Genomic DNA, 20,799 nt, shown 5'->3' with positions numbered 1-20,799 from the left:
TCTGGGACAATCTGAATGTCCACCGCAGCGCCGACATCCGTGACTATGCCGCCGAGCATGACTGGCTGACCATCGTCCAGCTGCCGTCGTACTCACCGGGTTTGAATCCGGTAGAGGGCATCTGGTCCCTTCTGCGGCGGGCCGTGACCGCGAACATCGTCTTCGCCGACCGCGACCACCTCGTCCGGGCCGTCCGCAGCGGCCTGCGGCGCATCCAGCACACACCAGACCTCATCGACGGTTGTCTCGATGGCACCGGTCTCTCGCCACCTTCAGCTGACACCAGCCCGACAACCCATCGGAAAGGTCAGTAGGCGTAGCGGTCCGGTTGCCGAGGTCTGCGTCCTCGCTGTGGCGGCTGCTGCTCTCCGCGGCGACGCGGCTTGCCGAACGGGGACTGGGGAGCTGGGTCAGTCTGGCCAGGGCGCGTGAAGCATGGGGTCGTCTGACTGTTTCACGCGCGTAATGCGCTGCTTCGGGCTTCTGCGCGCCCGTGCGCCCATGGTTTGGTCGGGTTGCAGTATCGGTAGGTGTCTCTTCTGTGACCACGTCGTCCTTCTGAGCGTCTCAGCGACACGCCAAGGGCGTGAAAGGAGCGGAAGCATGAGGGCTCAACTCACCCGACTGGCCACCACTACCGCTGTTACGGTCGGTCTGGTTCTCGGATCTGCCATCCCCGCTTCAGCCGCACCCAGCGATGGAGGCGGACTCGTCAACGGCCTGGTGTCTCAAGTCCAAAGCGGACTCGTCAACGTTGGTCTGAACAACGTCCTGTCTCAAGACCAAATCAATGCCATCGCCAACATCCATCAACTTCTCAGCGGCATCCTGAACCATATTGGGATTCTCTGATTACTGCCGGAGCAGGTGGGCGTTCGCAGCACGTGCTTGGTCGGCCATCTCGGCAAGCATGCGCCTGTTTGAGGCAGGGTCAGCACGTCATCCTGTCCCACCAGGCAGGCCACGCGCCCGAAAGCGAGGACTTGCTGCGCGAGGTGTTGGCAATCCCCTGGGAGCGTGGAGTCTTCGGCTATGCGGCCTGAGCCCGTGAACGGGCCCCGGCGCGCTTCTGGTTGATGATCCGTTCGAACTCCACCGGCGGCAGTCCATCGGCGGCGCTGTGCCTTCGGTACCGGTTGAAGAAGTCCACGATCCACGTGGCGATCTTCAGCCGGGCCTCGGCACGGGTGGTGAAGCGGTGCCGGCGGATGTACTCCACCTTGATCGTCGAGTGGAACGACTCCGCCGCCGCGTTGTCCAGCGCCGAGCCCACACACCCCATGGACTGCACCACACCCAGTCGGCCACAGAGGTTGTTGTAGGTCTCACTGGTGTATTCCGACCCGCGGTCGCCGTGGAAAATCACGCCGTCCACGGCGCCGCCGCGCATCGCGACGGCCATCTTCAGCGCCGCGCTGACCAGGGACGCATCATGCAGCTCGCCCATGGCGTAACCGAGCACCCGGCGCGAGAACGCATCGTGGACGGACGCCAGGGAGAGCTTGCCCTCGCCTGTTTCGATCTCGGTTATATCGCCCCACCACAACACGTCCGGCGCGATCGCATCGAACCGGCGAAGCACCAGGTCACGCGCGGCTTTCCGCTTGCCCTGTCGAGGGCCGCGGTGGTGCGTCGGCTGGCCTGCCTGCGGGGCATCGACACGCTGTCCGCCTTCGGGCTGGCTGTCGAGGTCGGCGACTGGCACCAGTTCACCGGCGCGACCATCGGCGCCTACCTCGGGCTCGTGCCGAGTGAGCTTTCTTCCGGGCCCAACCGCACCCTGGGCCCGATCACCAAGACCGGCAACACTCACGCCAGGCGCCTGCTGGTCGAGGCGGCCTGGCAGCACTGCCAGCCCTACCGTGGTCCCGGGGCGGCCCTGCGGCGACGCATGGAACTGGCCCCGGCCCCGGTGCGGCAGCGCGCCGACCTCGGCAACCGCAGGCTCCACCAGCGGTGGGTAAGCTTCCTGGCCCGGAAGAAGAACACCAACGTCGCCGCCGTCGCGATCGCCCGTGAACTGGCGGGCTGGTGCTGGAGTTTGGCGATGATGGAGAACTGACCCTACTGTCACCAGCGGGGTTCACAGAACGGCCGACGGGAGGCCGACACGTGTTCAGCGCGAGGGACGATGCCCGCGGAACCTATGAGCAGTCCGCTCCGGTGGGCCACGCTCGGGTGTAGACCAGCGCTCCGTCCCCGACGAACATCCGGTCATGCGGTAACCAACCCGCGGATATCAGGCTGACCGCGCGTCGACGTACGACACGCCACCGGCCTCCCGCCGGTCCCACAGCACCACCCCTGGACCCGCCCCCGCGAGTCCGGAAATCCATGCCCTCTTGACAAAACGCACTACATATCAGGTTCGCATTTCCAATGTCCCACGGGGGCGCGCTGAGCAGGGAGCTCGCGGAGTGTCTCAGCCTCTGTCCTTGAGCCGGCGTCTCTGTTTTTATGGCCCCTCTGGGTAGGTGACGGCGAACTCGGTGCGTCTCACTGGGGCGGTGCCGACACGCAGTGATGGTTCTCGTGTTGCTCGGACGCCCAGACAGGGTCACTCACCGGTGCCCAGGAGCTTCTCGGACAAGGTCCACAGTCGCTCGGCGTTGTCGGGGTCGAGGGCGTAGTGGGCCACGCCGTGCAGGTTGCCGGTGCGGTGGTCGACGGTCTCGGTCTCGTTGCAGTCGACGAAGTAGCGGCCGCCGATGCCTTCGAGGAGGGGCGAGGTAGCCAGGAGGACGGAGGTGGCCGCACCTTGCTCGACGGTCTTGATGAGTTCGGCGGGGACCCTGCCGCTGCCCCGGCCGCCGGTGTGGCGCTGGAGGTTGGTGTAGACGGCGCCGGGCATCAAGGCGTTGGCGGTGATGCCGTCATCCCGCCAGCGGCGGGTGGCCTCGACGGCGAAGAGCACGTTGGCGGTCTTGGACTGGCCGTAGGCGAGCCAAGGATCATAGGCGCGGAAGGCGAAGTTGACGTCGTCGAAGACGACCGGCGAGGACTGGTGACCGGTGGAGGAGACCACCACGATCCGGGCCGAACCGTCGGCGGCCAGCGCCTGGTGGAGGCCGTTGGCCAGGGCGAAGTGGCCGAGGTGGTTGGTGGCGAACTGCATCTCCCAGCCCTGTTCGGTGTACTGCTCGGGGCAGGCCATCACCCCGGCGTTGTTCACCAGCACGTGCAGCGGGCCCCGCCAGGCCGCCGCGAACGAGGCAGCCGACGCCGGGTCGGTGAGGTCCAGATGGGCCACCGCGACGTGTCGGTTCCCGGTGGTGGCGGCGATGTCCTTGGCGACCCGCTCGCCCGCTGCCGTGTCGCGTACGGCCAGGTGACCTCGGCGCCGGTGCTCGCCAGGGCGCGCGCCGTCTCCACGCCGATGCCGGACGAGCCGCCGGTGATGACGGCCCGCCGACCGGTCAGATCGATGTCGGCGGCGACTTCGGCGGCGGAGCTGGCAAATCCGAACGGGGTCGTGATGGCATTCATGGTGAACTCCTCGCTGTGTAGCGGTGTGTTGCGTACGTTCACGGGGTGAGCAGCCGGTCCTGCTCGGTGAGAGGCACGCCGCCGTGCCACGGCAGGGGGGTGCCGAAGCGGACGAGCTCGCCGTACAGGTCCGGGTCGACCGGCTCGGCGAACACGAGGTCGAGTACGGCACGGGCGGCCTCGGCCGGGCTCTGCGCCTGGCTGTAGTCGCCGAACCACGGCCGGGAGGTCGCGGTGTCGACCATGCCGGGGCAGACCGCAGCGACCAGCGTTCCCTCGGCGAGATCGCGTGTACGGCGCTCGGCCGCCACCGCCCGCGCGGCAGCAACCTGTGCCACCTTCGACGGCACGTTCAGCCAGCGGGGCCATCCCGCTTCCTCCGCCGTCCTGGAGTGGACCGCACTGCGCCAGGACTCGACGGCGTACTCGACCTGGTCGAGCGTCGCGCCGTCGAAGCGAGGGTGCAGGCGCGGATCCAGATGTCCCAGGGTGCCGAGCGCGCTGGCGACGACGATCAGCCGGCCGCCCGGTCTCAGCCGCGGCACGAAGGAGCGCAGCACTGCGTGGGCGCCGCCGTTGGCGACGTCGATGAACTCGTCGGCCTGGTCGGACTGGGGCCGGTCGGGAAGGAGCCGGGCGACCGCGTTGGAGATCGCGATGTCGATGCCGCCGTGGCGGTGGTGCAGTTCGGCGGCCAGAGCGTCGACGGCATCGGCGTCGGTGACGTCCAGAACCCGGCCCTCCACCCGGCTGCGTACGGTCGGGGCATGGGCGACCTCGGCAGCCGCTTCGGCGACCCGCTGGTCGTCGCGACCGGTCAGCAGGACCAGGTCCTGGGGGCCAAGGCGGGCCGCGAGCCCCTCGACCAGTGCACGGCCGAGCCCCTGGTTGGCGCCGGTCACGAGCGCGATGCGTGGTGTGGTCATGCCCCCACGCTAGGGACAACTCGGGCAGCTCGTCGTCGGAGCGAACTCGGCTGGCCTTGCTGTGCACGTGCTCGCGGTCCAAGGCCCAGGACGCTCAATCCGGCATCCAGCTTCGACTTCAGGTGCCCAAAAAGCAGCAGCCCAGAGCCTCTACCGAGAACGGTTGCCGCTCGAGTCATTCCGCCGCCTCCTCCTGGTCCACTGCCATGAAGGTTGCGACCAGTTCAGCGAACGCTGCCGGGGCGAGCCTGTGCCGCAATGCGGCGATGGAGCTCGTCGATGTTGCTCGCGGGCGGGGCAGAGGTCGTTCCAATCCATCTCGATCGCGCACGCGGAGCTCCATGGTGAGGCCCAGTGATCCGCTGGCCCCCGGCGGAGTCGTCGGGCTGTACTCCTCACACGGCTGGGCGGCCCATTGAGGCGCCGAAGTGCGGAAGCGACGGCTTGGCCGTTCCTGGGGTTTTCCGAGGAAGCCGGATTGGTACGGCCGGCGGGAGCCGGTCTTCGCGTTGCTGGTGACCGGGGCGGCGCCGCGGGTGCAGCCGGGGGAGTGGGAAGCGAAGTCCGTGCGGATGGCGCTGTGCAAGGTGCAGGTCGGTGTGTACGAGGGCACGGCGCCGCACTGGCCGGACGAGGTCGCCGAGGAGCGGGTCATCTACCCTTACCGGCTGGGCCTGGAGCCGCTGGCCGTGCTCGACGATGTGCCGCTGGGCCCGGACGGTCCGCTCAGCGCGGAGGCGTCGCAGGCGGCGCGTCGGTCGGGGACCCAGCAGGGGGTTGGCTACCTGGTGGCGATGGACCCGCAGTCGTTGTTCGACGCGGCCGGCATTGAGGCCGACTGGGCCGCGGACCATGATGTCGCGCTCGCCGCGACGCCGGGGGTCACGCCCGAGCAGTTGGAGGGCCCCAACAGCCCCCGGCGCGGGCGGCGGGGCGCGGGCCGGCAGATGGACCCGGAAAAGCGCAGGGCGGTCGAGCTGTACGCCGAGGGGAAGGCCGTCACCCATTACCAGCATCCCGAGCGGGGCTGGACGGCGCACAGGGTCGGCAAGCCCTACGACCTGCGCCTGGAGCGGGCAGGGCTGGAGCGGCGGGTGGAGGTCAAGGGCACCACCGGCGCCCCCACCAGCGTGGAGCTGACCGTGAACGAGGTCTTCCACGCCCGCGATGCCCGCCACACCGTCGACCTGTTCATCGTCAGCGACATCAAGGTCACCAGGACGGACGGCACGTACCAGTGCAGCGGCGGCGACGTCCTGCTGCTCGAGGACTGGCAGCCGGCCGAGGAAGACCTGCGCCCCACCCGCTACCAGTACCTCGTCCCCCAACCTCCTGCTGGCACCCAGCCGTAGCCCCGGCCCGGCCTGCACGATCGGGCCCCCTGCCCCAGGGCTCGGCTGTACGACATCCATGCGTGGCATATGCGCGTGCGGCACATGCCCCGTCGGGGCCGAGTGGGGAAGGCGGCCCCGGCGGGCTGGCTCAGTCCGCGTGCCCAGGCAACGCCTTACGCCGTGCGGGGCTGCCCGCGCTGCTGCATGAACCGTATTGATCCGAGGAGGCGATGATGCCGTTACTGCGCATGCCTGTGCACGAGTTCGTCGACCGCTGCCAACAGGGCACGGTGGCCGATGATCTGGCCTAGTGTCACCGGCGGGCGCGATTGGGCCAGCTGGAGGACGGGGAGATACGGTCCTGGCGCAACAGCCTGCCCGCCCTGGCCCGCGTGCTGGATGAAGCCGGACTGCAGCATGTCGAGGTACTGATCGAGTACCGGCTGGCGCTGTCCAGCCTGCGGGCCGACGTGGTGCTGGCCGGCTGGCACCCCCGCACGTCCCGGCCGTCCTACGTCATCGTCGAGCTCAAGCAGTGGACCCACGCCCGGGCTCTGCCCGACACCGAGGACCTGTGTCTGCCAGGGGTCGGCAACAACAACCGGGCCTTCTTGCATCCGGTCGCCCAGGTGCGGCGCTACTGCCAGTACCTGCAGGACTTCACCACTGTTTTGGATGCGGAACCCGACGCGGTGGCCGGTGTGGCCTACCTCCACAACGCCGATAGCGCCGGTGTAGCCGATCTGCTCGCCCTCGAACCCGACCACTATGGGCGCCTGTTCACTCACGGCACCCGCGATCAGCTGATCGCCTACCTGCAGTCGCGCCTCTCACCCGCACACGGCACTGTAGCCGCCGACGAACTCATCGACAGCCCCCTGGCACCCAGCCGCCCCCTGCTGCGCGCGACCGCGGAAGAGATCCTGCACGCCGACCGCTTCGTCCTGCTCGACCAACAGCAGGTCGCGGTCTCGCTGGTGCGCCGCGCGGTGAAGAAGGCCCGTGAAGCGGACAGCAAAGAAGTCCTCATCGTCACCGGCGGCCCCGGCTCCGGCAAAAGCGTCATTGCCCTGCACCTGATGCGCCATCTCGCCCACGACCGCCACACCGTGGTCCACGCCACCGGATCCAAGTCCTTCACCCGCACCCTCCACCACGCCGTCGGCACCGACAACCCCCTGCGTCCGCAAGCTCTTCGGCTACTTCATGAACTTCGCCGACGCCCCCAAGAACGGACTGGACGCACTGATCTGCGACGAGGCCCACCGCATCCGCGCACACTCCGTCCGCCACCGCGGGGTACGCCAGATCGACGAACTCCTCGACGCCGCCCGCGTCCCCGTCTTCCTCCTGGACGACCACCAAGTCGTACGCCCCGGCGAGATGGGCAGCCGCAAAGCGATCGACCAGGCCGCCGCCGCCCGAGGCCTGCGCCCACGCCACATCGACTTCAACGGCCAGTTCCGCAACGGCGGCAGCCGCGCCTACGAACAGTGGGTCCTGCGCCTGCTGCAGCTCACCGACGAGCCCGCCACCGAGTGGGCCGACGAGCGCACCTTCCACGTCCGCGTGGCCGACTCCGCCCAGCAGATGGAAGACCTCCTGCGGGCCAAGGAGGCGCAGCACCTCACCGCCCGCATCACCGCCGGCTTCTGCTGGCCATGGAGCGACCCGCGCCGCGGCCGTCTGGTCGACGACATCACGATCGGCTCCTGGCGCAAGCCATGGAACCTGCGCGGCGAGTCCCGCCTCGGCGGCGTCCCCCCGTCCTGGCTGTGGGCCACCGACCCCGACGGCTTCGGCCAGGTCGGCTGCATCTACACCGCCCAGGGCTTCGAGTACGACTGGAACGGCGTCATCCTCGGAGACGACCTCGTCTGGCGCCAGGAGCGCTGGCTCCCCAACCCCCAGGCCAGCAGAGACCCCGCGCTCAGCAGCACCGACCGCGCCATTTTCCTGCGCCTGGTCCGCAACACCTACAAAGTCCTCCTCACCCGCGGCATGTCCGGAACCCTCCTGTACTCCACAGACCCCGAAACCCAGGCACGACTGCACCAACTGGTCCCCGCACCGAATGCAGCAGAGCCCGACACGCCTGTGTCACCGGAGAGCGAATCGTGAGCCGGCCGTTCAGTGCCAGGCGGGGGGTTCGTTGCTGTAGATGAGGACAGAGTGGCCGGGGGTGTGGGGGAGGCGGAGGGCTTCGGCGCTGGCCTGGATGAGCCGGTCGGTGTGGACGAACTCCATGGGGAGCTGGGACACGGCGGCCCCGTGTGACGGCGGCCATGCCACGCGGCTCTGCGAAGATTTCCGTGAAGACGATCACGGTGTCGGCTTCATGCGTCTGCTGGCGGCGACGAGCAGGACCCGCTTGCGCGGGAGGGGGAAGCTGGCCCGACCGAACATCTGGCGCTTGATCGCCTTGATGTCACAAAATCGCCCCTCAATCGGGCCCGAGTTCCAGGACATCGTCAGCCCGCGAGTCACGGCCTCGACGTCGCTGCGCAGCTGGATGGCGAAGCGCCGCATGGGCGGCGGCGCGGAGGCTTCAGCGGCGTCGATCCACTGGGGCAGCCGTTGGCCGTCGAGGCGGGTGAACATCTTGGCGAAGTCACGCACGCACTCGGCAGTAGCGTTCAACTCCGGGCAGCGCATGAAGAGTTGCTTGAGGAACAGCGTCACGTCGTCCGGCAGGGACTCTGGGTGGCGCGTGAGCCAGCCGGTGACCTGACGTGCTGAGGGAGCGGAGGGGAGCTTGGCTCCCGGCGGGGCCGAACGCAGCGGTTCCAGCCAGCGGCGCAGGTTGCGCGCGCTGCCTCGATAACCGCGCTGCTGGAGTTCGCGAAAGAGGCGCCCGCTGTCCGTGCAGCCTTCGACCCATCGCTGGTTGAGGTACTCGGCGTGGGGCGGCAGCAGGGTCCGGCCGCGGCGCCGGGGGTGGATGAGGTCGTCGGGCGCGCACCGGGGAACTGCTGTCCACCGTGAAGATCATGGTGCAGACCCTCGCCGCCGCCGGCGAACTCCAGCGTGATCTTCAGCGCGAGCTGACCTACGACGGACTGCGGGCCGCCGAGGCCAAGGGCAACAAGGGCGGGGGCCGCCCGGTCGTCACGGCAGCGAAGGCCGCCGCCGTACGCGCCGCGTACCTGGGCGGCCGGTCCATCGCCGGCCTGGCCCGCGACCACCACGTCAGCCGCGGCGCCATCCGTACCGCTGTGGCCGACCTCCTGCCCGAGTACGCGGCCGCTGACCCGGGCGCCCCGGCCTCGGAACTGCCGATCGTCCTCGACATGCCTGGCAAGGTCGCCGACTTCCTCCGCGCCGCCGAACTGGAGCCCGCAGAGCGCGACGCGCTGGACCGCGGGGTGACCCTACGGCGCGGCCAGGGCTACACCCTGCGCGTCAGTACCACCCCGGCGGTTCACCAACAGCTCCTTGCTGGCTGCCAGCCTCTCGACGGCACCGCTGCGGTCCCGGCCCAGCGCAAGGCCCGACGCGAGTACGAGAACCGCGTCAACGCCCTCGGCCAGTGACGCCGACCCCCTGAGCTGGGCCGCAGCCGCTTAGCGTTGTTTTTCCGCGAGAGCTACTGGGACACCGTCACCCAGCAGCGGGTGCATGCGCATCAGGCCCTGCAGCAGCACCGCCAGCTCGTCCGCCGTGTGCCGCGCCTCGGTGGAGATCCGCCAGTGCTCGACGATCTCCTGCCCGTCGAACGGCCCCAGCACGGTGTGGGTGTTGCCGACGTCGATGGTGAGCAGCATCCGCCTCTACGCTTCCGCTCGCAGGTCGAGGCCGATGTCCAGGATGGGGGCGGAGTGCGTGAGGGCCCCGACGGACAGGAAGTTCACGCCGGTCTCGGCGTAGGCGCGGGCGGTGGCCAGGGTGAGCCGTCCGGAGGACTGCAGGAGGGCCTGGCCGGCGACGACGGCGACCGCCTCGGCGGTCTCGTCGGGCGTGAAGTTGTCCAGCAGGATCAGGTCCGCACCCGCGGCCAGCGCCTCCCGCACCTGGTGCAGGGTGTCGACCTCGACCTCGACAGGTACGTCCGGGAACTCCGCGCGGACCAGCGCGAACGCCCGGGCGACGCCACCGGCCGCGATCACGTGGTTGTCCTTGACCAGGGCGGCGTCCGAGAGTGACATCCGGTAGTTGACACCGCCGCCGCAGCGCACCGCGTACTTCTCCAGCGCCCGCAGCCCCGGCGTGGTCTTGCGGGTGTCGCGGACCTGCGCCCTGGTGCCCTCGATCGCCAGCACCCACCTGTTGGTCGCGGTGGCGATGCCGGACAGCCGGCACAGCAGGTTCAACGCGCTGCGCTCGGCGGTCAGCAGGTCCCGGGTGCGGGCGGTGACCGTGAGCAGCCGCTGGCCGGCGGCCACCGACTCGCCATCGGCCACGTGCCGCTCGACCGCGAAGTCGTCGCCGCACACCACCGACAGGACCGCCTCGGCCACCGGTAGCCCGGCCACCACACCGGCCTCGCGGGCGGTGAAGTCGCCCGTCGCGCGGGCGTCCTCGGGCACGGTGGCCACCGTGGTCACGTCGGCGCCCTGGTCGAGGTCCTCCTCGATGGCCAGGTGCGCGACGTCCTCGACCACCACGGGATCCAGCCCGGCAGCGGCCAGCAGCTCGGCCAGCTCCGGGTCCAGGCCGCGCTCCAGCGGCCTCATCGGTTGGTCCCGGTCGTGATGGGGAGGAAGTCGGCGAAGCGAGGCGCGCCGGGCTCGTGCGGCACGCGCGCGCCGCGCGCGGCGAAGCTGACGGCGTGGTACCACCCGCACAGCAGAAGCAGATCGAGCAGCTGGAGCTCATCGAAGACCGACACGAGCCGTGTCCACAGCGCGTCATCGATGTCGGAACGCTCGTGCAGCGCATCGACAGAGAGGATGAGCAGCCGTTCCCTCTCGGACGTCCAACACTCGTCAGCGGGGCCGCCGTGCACCAGGGATGCCGCCTGCTCGCGGGTGAGTCCGACCCGCTCGGCGAACGTCATCATGTGCACGCCCCACTCGTACTCGCAGCCGCACAGCGCGCACGTCCGGTCGATGACGATCTCGCGTTCCCGCATGGTCAGGGTCAGCTGTCTGCCCAACTCGTAGCGACCCCACCCGTGCATGGCGTCGGCCAGGGGGATGTTTCTGGCGAACATCCGGAACAGCCCGATCGGCGGGGCCTCCCCGGGCATCATGCGCGCGAGCAGTGCGCCAGCCTGGTCAGTGTACGGCGGGTCCAGCAGGGCTATCCGCGACATCGGCTCTCCCGTCGAGTTCGTTTCGAAATCAGAAACACCGAGTGGATGCTAGTGTTTCGAATAACGAAACGCAAGGACTAGGAGGGGTATGCCGACACCGCACCCAGGAACACCGGTTCGTGGATCGACGACCGGCCGTCCCCTCATGGCCGCGATGGACCTGTTCGGCCGTCGGTGGGCGCTGCGAATTCTCTGGGAACTGCGTGAGGGTCCGCTCGGCGCCCGCGCGCTGCTGGCACGGTGCGAAGGGCTGTCGTCCAGCGTCCTCTACCAGCGGCTCCGTGAACTCACATCGAGCGGGATCATCTCCCCCTCGGCCGATGGCTACGAGCTCACTCGGCTGGGGACAGCACTCGGGCACGCCCTCCGTCCGCTCGACGAATGGGCGATCACCTGGGCGCAGGAGCAAGAACACAACGATCAGGAGCCCACGGAGACGTGAAGGTCACGTCGCGCTCGACCAGGGCGCGATCGTACGGGTCTTCCTCGAGAGCGGCGAAGACCCCACGTCCCCGTCGCGGCGCAGGTAGATCTTGCGCCTCCACTCAGCCGACGTTCGCAGGGGCGTCTCTAGGGCCTGAGGGCTGACCGGCACGATGATTCTGGCGACCTTGGTGGAGCCGTCGCGGTTGGGCCGGAGTGCGCGGCCGATGTTCTGGACGATTTCGACCTGGGAGCCGCGGGTGTCGGCGAAGCAGATGGCTTCCACGCCGCGTTCGCCGGTGATGTCGACGCCTTCTCCGAGCACACGGCAGCTCGCGAGGAACGCGCGGTGCACGCGGTGGCCGGTGGCGTCGATGCCGCCTGCGAACTGCCGTAGGACTTCGCGTCGTTCGGTGACGGAGGTGGTCGCCGCACAGCCATCCGGACCAGACGCGGTCCGGGGGTACGTGGCGGTCGGCTTCCAGCTCGTAGAACTTGGCGTCGATTGACGACTTCGGCAGGCTCTCTGCTTTCGCCAGGGCTTCGTCGGAGGCGGCGTTGGAGTACGGCTCGGCTGCCGTCTTGGGCAGTTTCTCGGTGAACGCGGCGGCCTCTTCGACCCGTTGGTGGAACGTCATCACGGTCTTGAGGTTGTGGCGGGCGGCGTATTCCAGGAGGGCGGTCTGCAGGAGCGCGAGGCGCCGGCCCCGCAGCGCTTCCTCCGGCACCCCGAGGACGGGGGAGGGATCACGGATCTCCAGGACGTCTTAGGGGAGGGTGCCGGCGCGGGCGGCGAGGGCGCGGAGTTCGGGTGTGGTGCGGCCGGACAGCAGGAGTCCGGTGATGAGGGATCTTACCGCTGGGCGGGAGTGTGTCTCCTGGGGTGCCTGGTGCTCGGCGGCCAGGAGCGCGCGGACGCATTCGTCCCGGCGTCCGCGTTGGGCCAGGGCGGCGGCCACGTCGGTGTAGTACCGTGCCCGGCGTTCGACGCTGGGCAGGCTCTGGGGCGGCAGTGCACGGGCGGCGTTGAGGGCTGCGGAGGGGTCGCCGGTGGAGAACTCGGCGGAGATGCGGTGGAGTTGGACGGTGGCGGGGCTGAAGCCGCCGCCGTGGTCGCGCAGGGCTGTGTGGCCGCCGAGGTGGGCGGCGATGGCGGCGGCTTCGTCCGTCAGCTCCCGCATGCCTGCCCTGTCGCCGCTCCGCGCGGCACTGTAGGCGGCGGACTGGATCAGCAGGCCGCGTTCGGCGGCGCCGCTGCGGGATGTGCGGAGGCTGGGGTCGGCGGCGGCGTTGAGCGCGATCGACAGTGCCTGTTCCTCCCAGCCGGCGCGGCGGGCGAGCACGGCCAGATTCCGGGCGGCTTCTGCCACGGCCAGGGGGTGCCCGGCGGCTTCGGCCACGTGGCGTGCGCGGTCGGCTGCCATCCAGCCGAGCTGCTGCTCGTCGAGCTTGATGAGCATGCGGGTCGCGAGCAGGTAGCTCTGCCCGAGCAGGTCGAGGTGCTCGGCTTCGACGTCGGAGCCGATGGCGTGTCCGGCACGGATCAGACGGGGCAGGCGTACGGCGAGGTTGGTGTAGTGGCAGGTGTGGAAGTCCGTGTGCACGCGGGCGAGTTCGGCGGGCAACTGCTCGGGGCCCGGCAGCTCGTTGTCCTGGCCGATGCCGAGCATCGCGTCACGCAGACGACCGACCAGAACCTGTCCGACCGGCATATCCTCGGCGGCTGCTGACCCCGGTCCCGGGAGTGAGACGCCGGCTGTGGCCGCGGCTGAGAGAGCCAGGAACTTGCGTCGCCGCACTGGGTCGTCACCGTCCTCCCTCTGGGTTCGTCCCACCCTAGAGCCGGGAAGGCGCGGGTATCCGAGACTCAAGGTGACGGAGTGTCCGTGTCGGTTCTCCGCGGGAGGCGAAGTGGCGGTAAGCCCGAACTCCTTGGGCCGGATATCGAGCACGTCAGCGAAGCGTCGGAGCACCGCGACATCGGACAGCGAGGAGAGGCCCCGCTCATACCGGGAGACCTGGGAGGCGGAGTAGCCGGTTCGGGCACCGAGATCAGCAAGCGTCCAGCCCCGGGCCTGCCGCCTGCTGCGGATCAACTCCCCAGGCCTCTTCGGGCGTTCGGATCGCGCTCGCGCTGTGCTCACTGGCATCCACGCCCCCGTCGATAGCCGAGGTGCCGCCCCGCCCACCGTAGACCCGGGCCGCCGGGCCGCAACAGCGGTTTTGCACCAGATGCAATCGGCATTGCTCCTCACGGCAGCGCCCCTGCCGGTGCCTGACCAGATGCGGTGCCCTGGAGCAATGCCAAGGCCCGCAGCAGGCGGGCCGACGCGCTTTCACCGAAGGGCGTGAACGCGATGAGCGTACGCAAGAGGGCAGTCGTCATCGGGCTCGGCCACCAGGCTCTGGAGGACCACCTGCCGGGGCTGGCCGACTCCCAGTTCGCCCAACTCGCCGCGGTCTGCGACACCGACCCCGGCAAGCTCGCCGCCCAGGCCCAGAAGCACAACGTGCCCGGCTTCACCGACATCCGCGCCCTGCTGGAGGACGTGCGCCCGGACTTCGCCGTCGTCGCGGTTCCTCACCACGCCGGCCGCGGGGTCATCGAGGCCTGCGCTGTGGCCGGGGTGCATGTGATGAAGGAGAAGCCGTTCGCGACCAGCCCGGCCGAAGCCGCCGAGCTCGTGGCGCAGTGCGACAAGTCCGGCATCGAGCTAATGGTCACTGTCCAGCGCCGCTTCCACCCGCTCTACACCGCGGCGGTGCAGCTGCTGGAGCAGATCGGACAGCCGTACCTGGTCGAGGGCCGCTACACCTTCCACTGCCCCGACCCGGCCGCCGGCTGGCGCGGACAGGCATCCCTGGCCGGAGGCGGGGCCTTGATGGACATGGGCTACCACCTCATCGACCTGCTCATCTGGTACCTCGGCCTCCCCGACCGCATCCTGGCCAGTGCCTCCACCGCCGCACACCCCGACGCGCAGTACGACGCCGAGGACACCGCGCTGGTCCACCTCGCCTACGACTCCGGTCTGTACGGCTCCCTGCTCATCTCCCGCTCCGCCGGTCCGAAAACCGAACAGCTGACAGTGACCGGACCCCGTGGCGCCGTCGTGATCGAGCGAGGCCGGCTGCGGCGCCTCGCCCCGGACGGGCAGCTGATCGAGTCCCTGACCCGTGAACCGGCCTGGCCCTCCGCCGATGCTGCGCAGATCGACTGCTTCTGCCGCGTGCTCGACGGCGAGCGGACCAACCCCTGCGGCCCCCGCAGCCACGTGGCGCACACCGCGTTCCTGGCCGCCGCCTACACCTCCCAGACCTCCCTCACACTCGTCGACCCGAAGGAGTACCTGCTGTGACCGCCGACTCTCCCCTCGCCCTCTTCGGAGGTCCGCCCGTCATCGACATCCCCGGCCCGCACTTCTCCTGGCCCCCGATCGGCGACAGCGACATCGCCGCCGTCGCCGGCCAGCTGACGTCCGCGGTGTCCATCCCAGACCGCTCCGGCGTCATCGCCGAGCTGGAGGACTCCGTGGCGTCCTTCCTCGGGGTCCGGCACGTCGTCACCACCTGCACGGGAACGGCCGCCCTGCACTCGATGTACGCAGCGGCCGGCATCGGACCGGGCGACGAGGTGATCGTCCCGGCGCTGACGTTCCACGCCACAGCCACCCCGCTCTTCCACCTCGGCGCCCGACCCGTGCTCGCCGACGTGGACAAGCACGGGCAGCTCGACCTCGACGACGCCGCCCGCCGCATCACCCCGCGGACGAAAGCCATCGTCGCCGTCCACCTGTGGGGCCTGCCCGAAAACATGGACGACCTGCTCTCCTTCAGCGCCCGGCACAATCTGATGCTGCTGGAGGACGGATCCCATGCCCACGGCGCCACCTGGCGCGGCCAACTCGTCGGCTCCTTCGGCCGCGCCGCGGCCTTCAGCATGAACGGGCCCAAGCCCCTCTCCGCCGGGGAAGGCGGGTTCGTCGCCACCGACGACACCGAGCTGTACTACCGCGCGCTGATGCACGGCCAGTACAACAAGCGATGCCGCCGCGAAATCCCCGCAGACCACGCCCTCGCCCCCTACGCGGTCACCGGCATGGGACTCAAGCTGCGCATCCACCCCCTGGCGGCCGCACTCGCGGCCACTCAACTTCCCCGCCTGGAGGGCTACCTGACCGGACGCGAAGCTGTCGCAGCCCGGATGCGGAAGGCCCTGCGCGAAGTACCGGGAATCGACGTGCCGCACCCGCCGGCCCATGCCCGTTCAGCCTGGTACGCGCTGCCGCTGCGCTACGACCCGGCCCGGCTCGCCGGCCTACCCGTCGAACGGTTCATCGAAGCCGTCCATGCCGAGGGCGCCAAGGAGATCGACCAGCCTGGTTCCACCCGCGCCCTCGGGGAGCACCAGCTGTTCCGAACCCCGGGGTTCCTCCTGCCCGGCTACGCCGACCACCAGGAACCCGACACCGACAGTTTCGCCAACGCCCAGCGTGTGCACGGCAGTACGGTGAAACTTCCGGTGTGGCACCGAGAACAGGACCTCCACCTCGCCGACGCGTACACCGCGGCCATCATCAAGGTCACCAACCACCACAAGGAACTCGTGAAGTGAACGCCCCCGTCGACGCCGCCCTGATGGGCGACCTCCTCCACACCGCCGATGCCGACGGCATCACCAAGCACGTCGTCGGCGCCGTCATCCCCAACACAGACGGCAAGGTGCTGCTGCTTCACCGCACCGCCGACGACTACCTCGGCGGCCTGTGGGAGCTTCCGTCCGGCGGCGTCGACGAGGGCGAGACCCTGACCCAGGCCCTGCACCGGGAAGTCGCCGAAGAGACCGGCCTCACGGTCACCGAGATCGGGACCTACCTCGGGCACTTCGACTATCGCTCCAAGAGCGGCAAGAAGACCCGGCAATTCAACTTCACCGCCACAACCACCCACGAGAGCGACGCGGTCAAGCTCACCGAACACGATGCACACCTATGGGCCGACCATACGGAACAGGAGCAAGTCTCCAGCGCAGTACAGACCATCCTCGCCACCTGGCGACAGGAAGGCGCGTGATCACTGGCGGAGGGCCGATGCCTGCCGCGTCAGGCCGCAGCAGACGATTCCTCGACTACCTTGGCCCTGACCGCAGCACCAGGCATGTCACATGCCGACGTTGCCCACTGCACCACAACGCGCACTGCTCTATGGGTACTCGCCAGAACGTCAGCCAGGCTGCTGCTCATCACCGTACGCACAGCTGCAACCGATACCGTCGGTCAGCTTGACCGAGCTGCCTGGATGCGGGCCGAGGCGATGACCGCCCTGGCTCAGGCGGGGCGTGGTGTTGCCTCCAATCGTCATATTCCGGCAACAACGCCCCGTGATGCGCACATAGATGCCACGGTGTCCCACGCCGCATCCGAACCGCCAAGGGGGCCCCTTGCGTCGTACCGTCCTGCCCATTGCCGTCATCCTGCTTGCTGCTGCCTGCAGCGGCGGTCCATCCAAGCCGACCGGGACCGTCCATGACCCCGGCGGCCCCGCGCCCACATCTTCCGCAACGGTCCCCGCTGGCAGTGCCCATGGCGGAGGAAAGCTGAAGCCGTCCGCGTCGGCAGGGCATTGCCCGCCCACCAGGGACATCATCGTGTGGACGAAGGCGCCCGGCGTGCCCGACTTAGCGCAGGAGCTGGGGAACTTCAACGCGCTGACCTGCGAGTCCACCTTCAAATGGCTGCAGCATACGTCGCCGACCGGAGACGGCTACTGCACTGAGGCGGCATGGGCGAGCGACAACCAGGGGTACAACACCGACGCTGAGCCGGCCAAGCGTCTCAAGAAGGTGCAAGTGGCGATCGGCCCCGCTTGTTGAGGCCAGGTTCGGCAGGTCACCACCCGGGCTGGTGGCTCAAGACGCCGATACCGCCACACCCGCCAGAGCCCCCAAGAAAAGCAGAGCCCTGCGCTGGTAGCACAGGCGCCGGACGAACGGGACGACTTGGGGGACGCTCTCGACGCCGTTGGGGCCGTCTGCGCCGAACTCGGCATGACCGAGAATGAACCGTTCCGGGTTCGATAGAGATGGTCTGCTCCGGGTCTAATGGAGTCGGGTTGCTGGACAATTGACTATCCAGCAGCCTTCGGAGGCCGTGATGCCCCGCAGCTATCCGCCCGGGTTCCGCCGCAAGGTTCTTGATCTCGTAGAGTCCGGCCGTAAGGTCGCCGAGGTTGCTAAGCTCCTCGGCATCAGTGACCAGACGATCTATGTCTGGCGCCGTCAACACCTGATCGACACGGGACAGTTGCCCGGCACGACCAGCAGTGACCGTTCCGAACTGGCTGTGGCTCGGCGCCGTATCGCCGAGCTGGAAGCCGAGTTGGCCATCCACCGACGGGCCGCCGAGCTACTGGGCGAGGCGACGTCCCCAAAAGGCGGTTCGAAGCCATCCACGTGATGGCCCGAGAGCACCTGCCGGTCCAGCTCGCCTGCCGGGTGCTCCATGTCGCGGAGTCCGGCTACTACGCCTTGCGGGAGCGGCCACCGTCGAACCGCCTGGTCAAGCACGCCTGGCTGACCGAGGCCATTGTCGGCATCCACGCGGCCTCGCGCGGCACCTACGGGTCCCGCCGGGTGCACGCCGAGCTCGGCCTGGGGCTGAGCATCCAGGTCAGCCACGGCACCGTGGAACTGCTGATGCAGCGCGCCGGCCTGCACGGACTGTCCGGCAACCGGCGACCCCGCGCAAAGCGCATCACCCCCTCGGTCGCCGACCTGGTGGAACGGAACTTCACCCGCCACGCCCGCGACCAGTTGTGGGTCACCGACATCACCGAACACCCCACCTTCGAAGGCAAGGTGTACTGCGCGGTCGTCCTGGACACCTTCTCGCGCCGGGTGGTGGGCTGGTCGATCGACGCCTCACCCACCGCGGCCCTGACCACCAACGCCCTGGCCATGGCAATCGGCAACCGTTCCCCGCACCCCGGTGCCACCATCATCCACTCGGACCACGGAGTGCAGTTCGGATCCTGGGCCTTCACCGAACGCGCACGGGCATCCGGTCTGCTGCTCTCCATGGGCTCCATCGGGGACTGCGTGGACAACGCGATGATGGAGTGCTTCTGGGCTCGAGTCCAGGTCGAACTGCTCAACCGCCGACGGTGGCGGACACGGATGGAGCTGTCCACGGCGCTCTTCGAGTACCTGGAGATCTTCCATAACCGTCAGAGGAGACACTCGGCGCTGGGCATGCTCAGCCCGGTGGAGTACGAACTCCGCACACCACCAGAAGCGTGAAACCAGGTAACCCGACTCCACCCAACTCGGGGCACTCCGGAGTCCCTACCGAACCCGGAACGGTTCAGTTCTTGGGCGGTCAGGGTCTCCCGGTTGGATGCGGATCGGCGTGGGGTCTGCTCGCCGACGGCGCGCAGACGTGCTGGCCCACGATCGCTCGGGCCGTGCGCGCGGCCCTTTCCTCGGTGTCCGCGAGGGCTCCGCTTCCCACCCCGAACAGGCCCTGGCGAAGGAACACGGCCAGACCGTGCGCGGCACCGGCAACCCGGAGCAGTAGGTCGAATGCGTCGTCCGGGCCCTGGGCCACCTGTCGGGCGACGGGCAGCAGGAGGTCGGCCACGCCGTCGCCGGCCAAGGCCAGCTCGGCGAACCTGGACTTGTCGAGGCCCGCGTTGAACGTGACATCGAACAGGGCCGGTTCCTCGGCGGCGAAACGGATGTAGGCGGACGCGAACGAGGCCAGTCGCTCCGAGGGGTCCCCGCTGCTGCTCATGGCCGCCGCGAAGCGGTCGCGCTGCTCGCGGTAGCCCATGGTGGCGAGCTCGGCCAGCAGGGTCTCGCGGTCGGCGAAGTGTTTGTAGGGCGCCGCAACGCTCACTCCCGCCCGGCGGCTCGCCTCGGCCAGAGTGAAGCCGTGCGGGCCGCGTTCGGCGACCAGTTCGAGGGCTGCTCGCAGCAGGGCGTTGCGCAGGTCCCCGTGGTGGTGGCCAGTGGGTCGGCGCTTGACAGGGGAACTCATGGACCTAAGGTTAACATTACTTACCAGGTGAAAGGCATTAACCATGGGAGTTGCCATGACCGCGATCCGTTTCCACCACGTCAGCCTGTCGGTCGCCGACCTCACGACTCAGGAAGCCTGGTACGGCAACGCCCTCGGGCTCGTTCACGTGGACGAGCGCCTGGAGATGCCCGAGGCGGGGGTCCGCACCGTGGTCCTGAGCGATGCGGCCGGACTGCGGGTGGAGTTCGTCGAGCGGCCCGGTTCGAGCCCTGCCGCGCCTGCTGACCCCTTCGCGGCCACCGCCGTGCAGACCTTCACCCACCTGGCGCTTCAAGTCCCGGACCTCGACGCCGCGTTCGCCCGCCTGACCGGCGAGTGCGGTGCGGCTCCGGTGTCGCCCCCTGCGCCTGGCGTGACCATGGGCATGCGTTACGCGTACATCGCCGATCCGGAGGGCAATCTCCTGGAGCTGATCGAGGTCTCATGACTGAGTCGCCGGTCCTGGCGATGGCGCAAGAGGCCGCGAACGCCGTGTGCGCCAGGTTGTGGTGGGGGCGGAGGCGGTGTGACAAATCCGTTGGTGATCGCTAGATGGGCGAGGTGTTGATGTGGTGGTCTGGTGATTGTTTCGGGATTTCGGGTGGTGGTGTGGGGTGGTTGTGGGCTGGGGTTTTGTGGGGTCGTGGTAGCTGGTGAGGTCCTGACGTGCGGGTTCAGTGATTGTTTCGGATTGTGGTGGTCGGTGCGGGATTTGGCTTGGGCTGCGGGTGCGGCGGGGAGGGGCGCCGTCGTCCCGTCCTTGAGGAGCGCGGCCGGGTCGGCGTAGTGCCGCTGCTGGTCTGCCGTTCACCCTGGCACTGCCGGATTCCTTCTTGGCGGAGCCAGCTCTTACTCTTCCTGGCGGCAGACGATGGCGTTCGGGGACTGGTTCCGGCAGGTGATCCCGCTCCCGGGGCCGATGAGGTGCGAGAGGGGCGGTGCGAGGTCCCGTTCGCAGGACAGGGCCGGGCCGTCATCGGGCTCGGCGTTCGCCTCCTGGCAGACCCTGTCGATGACGCTGTTGCTGTCGACCTTCGGGCCGGGCGGAGGCGGGTCAGCGGAAGCCGACGGGGCGAGCAGGCCCACGCCGAGCACTGATGCGGTGAGCAGCGCTGCGACCTGGGCGCGGGTCGGCCTCAGGGTCCGTTGCGGCATGACTGTCCTTTCGACTGGTTCATACGGATTTCATGCGAAGCAAGGCCATGATCGACGGCAGCGGTGTCGTGCGGGCATGGACACGCTCGGTGCGTTCGCGTGAACTCCGGGGCGAGCGATGTCCACGTCGTCCTCGGCACCGAGGACGGCTGACCCGGCGGCCG

Annotated in this window: 22 protein-coding genes and 6 pseudogenes; 14 read left to right on the top strand and 14 right to left on the bottom strand. The window is 69.0% G+C overall.

The window, feature by feature from the left end; all coding sequences use genetic code 11:
- Both ADK54_RS03870 and ADK54_RS45620 read left to right on the top strand, forming a co-directional pair.
- Positions 1 to 314, top strand: a 314-nt coding sequence (locus ADK54_RS03870) for a transposase (protein WP_199826859.1), incomplete at its 5' end; no start/stop codon positions are given.
- 289 nt (positions 315 to 603) lie between these two features.
- The gene (locus ADK54_RS45620; protein WP_159047613.1) at positions 604 to 852 is read left to right on the top strand and encodes a hypothetical protein; all 249 of its coding nucleotides are present in this window, start codon (positions 604 to 606) and stop codon (positions 850 to 852) included.
- Positions 853 to 1,030: 178 nt separating this feature from the next.
- Here the strand turns inward: ADK54_RS45620 and ADK54_RS45615 are convergent, their stop codons facing one another.
- The gene (locus ADK54_RS45615) at positions 1,031 to 1,582 is read right to left on the bottom strand and encodes an IS3 family transposase (RefSeq protein ID WP_159047612.1); all 552 of its coding nucleotides are present in this window, start codon (positions 1,580 to 1,582) and stop codon (positions 1,031 to 1,033) included.
- Here ADK54_RS45615 and ADK54_RS45610 point away from each other — a divergent pair.
- Positions 1,481 to 2,062, top strand: a complete 582-nt coding sequence (locus ADK54_RS45610) for a transposase (RefSeq protein WP_234391908.1) — start codon at positions 1,481 to 1,483, stop codon at positions 2,060 to 2,062. The two genes, ADK54_RS45615 and ADK54_RS45610, sit on opposite strands and share 102 nt — an antisense overlap.
- Before the next feature lie 495 nt (positions 2,063 to 2,557).
- Here the strand turns inward: ADK54_RS45610 and ADK54_RS03855 are convergent.
- Both ADK54_RS03855 and ADK54_RS03850 read right to left on the bottom strand, forming a co-directional pair.
- Positions 2,558 to 3,486, bottom strand: a pseudogene (locus tag ADK54_RS03855) (SDR family NAD(P)-dependent oxidoreductase).
- A gap of 38 nt (positions 3,487 to 3,524) precedes the next feature.
- Positions 3,525 to 4,412 carry an SDR family NAD(P)-dependent oxidoreductase gene (locus ADK54_RS03850; protein WP_053724073.1) on the bottom strand — a complete coding sequence of 296 codons (888 nt, stop codon included), beginning with the start codon at positions 4,410 to 4,412 and terminating at the stop codon, positions 3,525 to 3,527.
- Positions 4,413 to 4,927: 515 nt separating this feature from the next.
- On the opposite strand from ADK54_RS03850, the gene ADK54_RS03845 reads away from it, so the two are divergent.
- A complete protein-coding gene (locus tag ADK54_RS03845; protein WP_234391910.1) occupies positions 4,928 to 5,764 on the top strand; it encodes a protein NO VEIN domain-containing protein in 837 nt (278 codons plus the stop codon).
- Positions 5,765 to 5,985: 221 nt separating this feature from the next.
- Here ADK54_RS03845 and ADK54_RS47220 read toward each other — a convergent pair whose 3' ends face one another.
- On the bottom strand, positions 5,986 to 6,534 hold the full coding sequence (locus tag ADK54_RS47220; RefSeq protein ID WP_053724071.1) for a hypothetical protein: 549 nt from the start codon (positions 6,532 to 6,534) through the stop codon (positions 5,986 to 5,988).
- A gap of 276 nt (positions 6,535 to 6,810) precedes the next feature.
- Here ADK54_RS47220 and ADK54_RS48210 point away from each other — a divergent pair.
- Positions 6,811 to 6,864, top strand: a pseudogene (locus tag ADK54_RS48210) (hypothetical protein); the annotation flags it as partial.
- A gap of 88 nt (positions 6,865 to 6,952) precedes the next feature.
- Positions 6,953 to 7,867 (top strand): DNA/RNA helicase domain-containing protein, encoded by a 915-nt coding sequence (locus ADK54_RS47210; protein WP_053724069.1) that lies wholly within the window; start codon positions 6,953 to 6,955, stop codon positions 7,865 to 7,867.
- A gap of 9 nt (positions 7,868 to 7,876) precedes the next feature.
- Here ADK54_RS47210 and ADK54_RS48205 read toward each other — a convergent pair whose 3' ends face one another.
- A complete protein-coding gene (locus tag ADK54_RS48205) occupies positions 7,877 to 8,008 on the bottom strand; it encodes a hypothetical protein (RefSeq protein ID WP_267886975.1) in 132 nt (43 codons plus the stop codon).
- Positions 8,009 to 8,068: 60 nt separating this feature from the next.
- On the bottom strand, positions 8,069 to 8,527 hold the full coding sequence (locus tag ADK54_RS45605; RefSeq protein ID WP_267886976.1) for a transposase: 459 nt from the start codon (positions 8,525 to 8,527) through the stop codon (positions 8,069 to 8,071).
- 209 nt (positions 8,528 to 8,736) lie between these two features.
- On the opposite strand from ADK54_RS45605, the gene ADK54_RS03820 reads away from it, so the two are divergent.
- Complete coding sequence (locus ADK54_RS03820) at positions 8,737 to 9,279, top strand: resolvase (RefSeq protein WP_234391907.1); 543 nt, start codon at positions 8,737 to 8,739, stop codon at positions 9,277 to 9,279.
- A 66-nt stretch (positions 9,280 to 9,345) separates the two neighbouring features.
- On the opposite strand, the pseudogene ADK54_RS03815 reads toward ADK54_RS03820, so the two are convergent.
- The 3 genes and pseudogenes from ADK54_RS03815 to ADK54_RS03805 form a co-directional block, all read right to left on the bottom strand.
- A pseudogene (locus ADK54_RS03815) lies at positions 9,346 to 9,510 on the bottom strand (type III pantothenate kinase); the annotation flags it as partial.
- 6 nt (positions 9,511 to 9,516) lie between these two features.
- Complete coding sequence (gene nadC, locus ADK54_RS03810) at positions 9,517 to 10,419, bottom strand: carboxylating nicotinate-nucleotide diphosphorylase (protein ID WP_078966109.1); 903 nt, start codon at positions 10,417 to 10,419, stop codon at positions 9,517 to 9,519.
- Entirely contained in the window at positions 10,416 to 11,000 is a 585-nt protein-coding gene (locus ADK54_RS03805) for a carboxymuconolactone decarboxylase family protein (protein ID WP_053724066.1), read from the bottom strand. Before ADK54_RS03805 ends, nadC begins: the two co-directional genes overlap by 4 nt.
- Before the next feature lie 145 nt (positions 11,001 to 11,145).
- Here ADK54_RS03805 and ADK54_RS03800 point away from each other — a divergent pair, with 145 nt between their 5' ends.
- A complete protein-coding gene (locus tag ADK54_RS03800) occupies positions 11,146 to 11,442 on the top strand; it encodes a winged helix-turn-helix transcriptional regulator (protein WP_078966108.1) in 297 nt (98 codons plus the stop codon).
- Positions 11,443 to 11,562: 120 nt separating this feature from the next.
- On the opposite strand, the pseudogene ADK54_RS42860 reads toward ADK54_RS03800, so the two are convergent.
- The 3 genes and pseudogenes from ADK54_RS42860 to ADK54_RS47205 form a co-directional block, all read right to left on the bottom strand.
- Positions 11,563 to 12,190: pseudogene (locus ADK54_RS42860) on the bottom strand (helicase); the annotation flags it as partial.
- Positions 12,191 to 13,135: an XRE family transcriptional regulator gene (locus tag ADK54_RS03790; RefSeq protein ID WP_234391909.1), complete on the bottom strand. Its 945-nt coding sequence runs from the start codon at positions 13,133 to 13,135 to the stop codon at positions 12,191 to 12,193. It lies immediately after the preceding pseudogene.
- 225 nt (positions 13,136 to 13,360) lie between these two features.
- A pseudogene (locus ADK54_RS47205) lies at positions 13,361 to 13,573 on the bottom strand (helix-turn-helix domain-containing protein); the annotation flags it as partial.
- A gap of 207 nt (positions 13,574 to 13,780) precedes the next feature.
- On the opposite strand from ADK54_RS47205, the gene ADK54_RS03785 reads away from it, so the two are divergent.
- From ADK54_RS03785 to ADK54_RS03760, 5 genes and pseudogenes are all read left to right on the top strand, one after another.
- Positions 13,781 to 14,782, top strand: coding sequence for a Gfo/Idh/MocA family protein (locus ADK54_RS03785; protein ID WP_053724077.1), 1,002 nt, complete (start codon positions 13,781 to 13,783; stop codon positions 14,780 to 14,782).
- The gene (locus ADK54_RS03780; protein WP_053724062.1) at positions 14,779 to 16,038 is read left to right on the top strand and encodes a DegT/DnrJ/EryC1/StrS family aminotransferase; all 1,260 of its coding nucleotides are present in this window, start codon (positions 14,779 to 14,781) and stop codon (positions 16,036 to 16,038) included. Before ADK54_RS03785 ends, ADK54_RS03780 begins: the two co-directional genes overlap by 4 nt.
- Positions 16,035 to 16,496, top strand: a complete 462-nt coding sequence (locus tag ADK54_RS03775) for an NUDIX hydrolase (protein ID WP_234391906.1) — start codon at positions 16,035 to 16,037, stop codon at positions 16,494 to 16,496. Before ADK54_RS03780 ends, ADK54_RS03775 begins: the two co-directional genes overlap by 4 nt.
- Positions 16,497 to 16,863: 367 nt before the next feature.
- Positions 16,864 to 17,295 carry a hypothetical protein gene (locus ADK54_RS45600; protein WP_159047610.1) on the top strand — a complete coding sequence of 144 codons (432 nt, stop codon included), beginning with the start codon at positions 16,864 to 16,866 and terminating at the stop codon, positions 17,293 to 17,295.
- A gap of 280 nt (positions 17,296 to 17,575) precedes the next feature.
- Positions 17,576 to 18,720: pseudogene (locus ADK54_RS03760) on the top strand (IS3 family transposase).
- Positions 18,721 to 18,799: 79 nt separating this feature from the next.
- Here ADK54_RS03760 and ADK54_RS03755 read toward each other — a convergent pair.
- Complete coding sequence (locus tag ADK54_RS03755) at positions 18,800 to 19,459, bottom strand: TetR/AcrR family transcriptional regulator (RefSeq protein ID WP_053724059.1); 660 nt, start codon at positions 19,457 to 19,459, stop codon at positions 18,800 to 18,802.
- A 55-nt stretch (positions 19,460 to 19,514) separates the two neighbouring features.
- Between ADK54_RS03755 and ADK54_RS03750 the strand changes: the two genes are divergently transcribed.
- On the top strand, positions 19,515 to 19,928 hold the full coding sequence (locus tag ADK54_RS03750) for a VOC family protein (protein ID WP_053724058.1): 414 nt from the start codon (positions 19,515 to 19,517) through the stop codon (positions 19,926 to 19,928).
- A gap of 401 nt (positions 19,929 to 20,329) precedes the next feature.
- Here the strand turns inward: ADK54_RS03750 and ADK54_RS03745 are convergent, their stop codons facing one another.
- Entirely contained in the window at positions 20,330 to 20,635 is a 306-nt protein-coding gene (locus ADK54_RS03745; protein WP_053724057.1) for a hypothetical protein, read from the bottom strand.
- Between the last annotated feature and the right edge of the window lie 164 nt (positions 20,636 to 20,799).

The organism is Streptomyces sp. WM6378 (assembly GCF_001279695.1).
In the GTDB taxonomy this organism is placed as follows: domain Bacteria; phylum Actinomycetota; class Actinomycetes; order Streptomycetales; family Streptomycetaceae; genus Streptomyces.
Note: the sequence above shows the minus strand (reverse complement) of the source record. Positions and strands in the feature narration are given on the sequence as shown.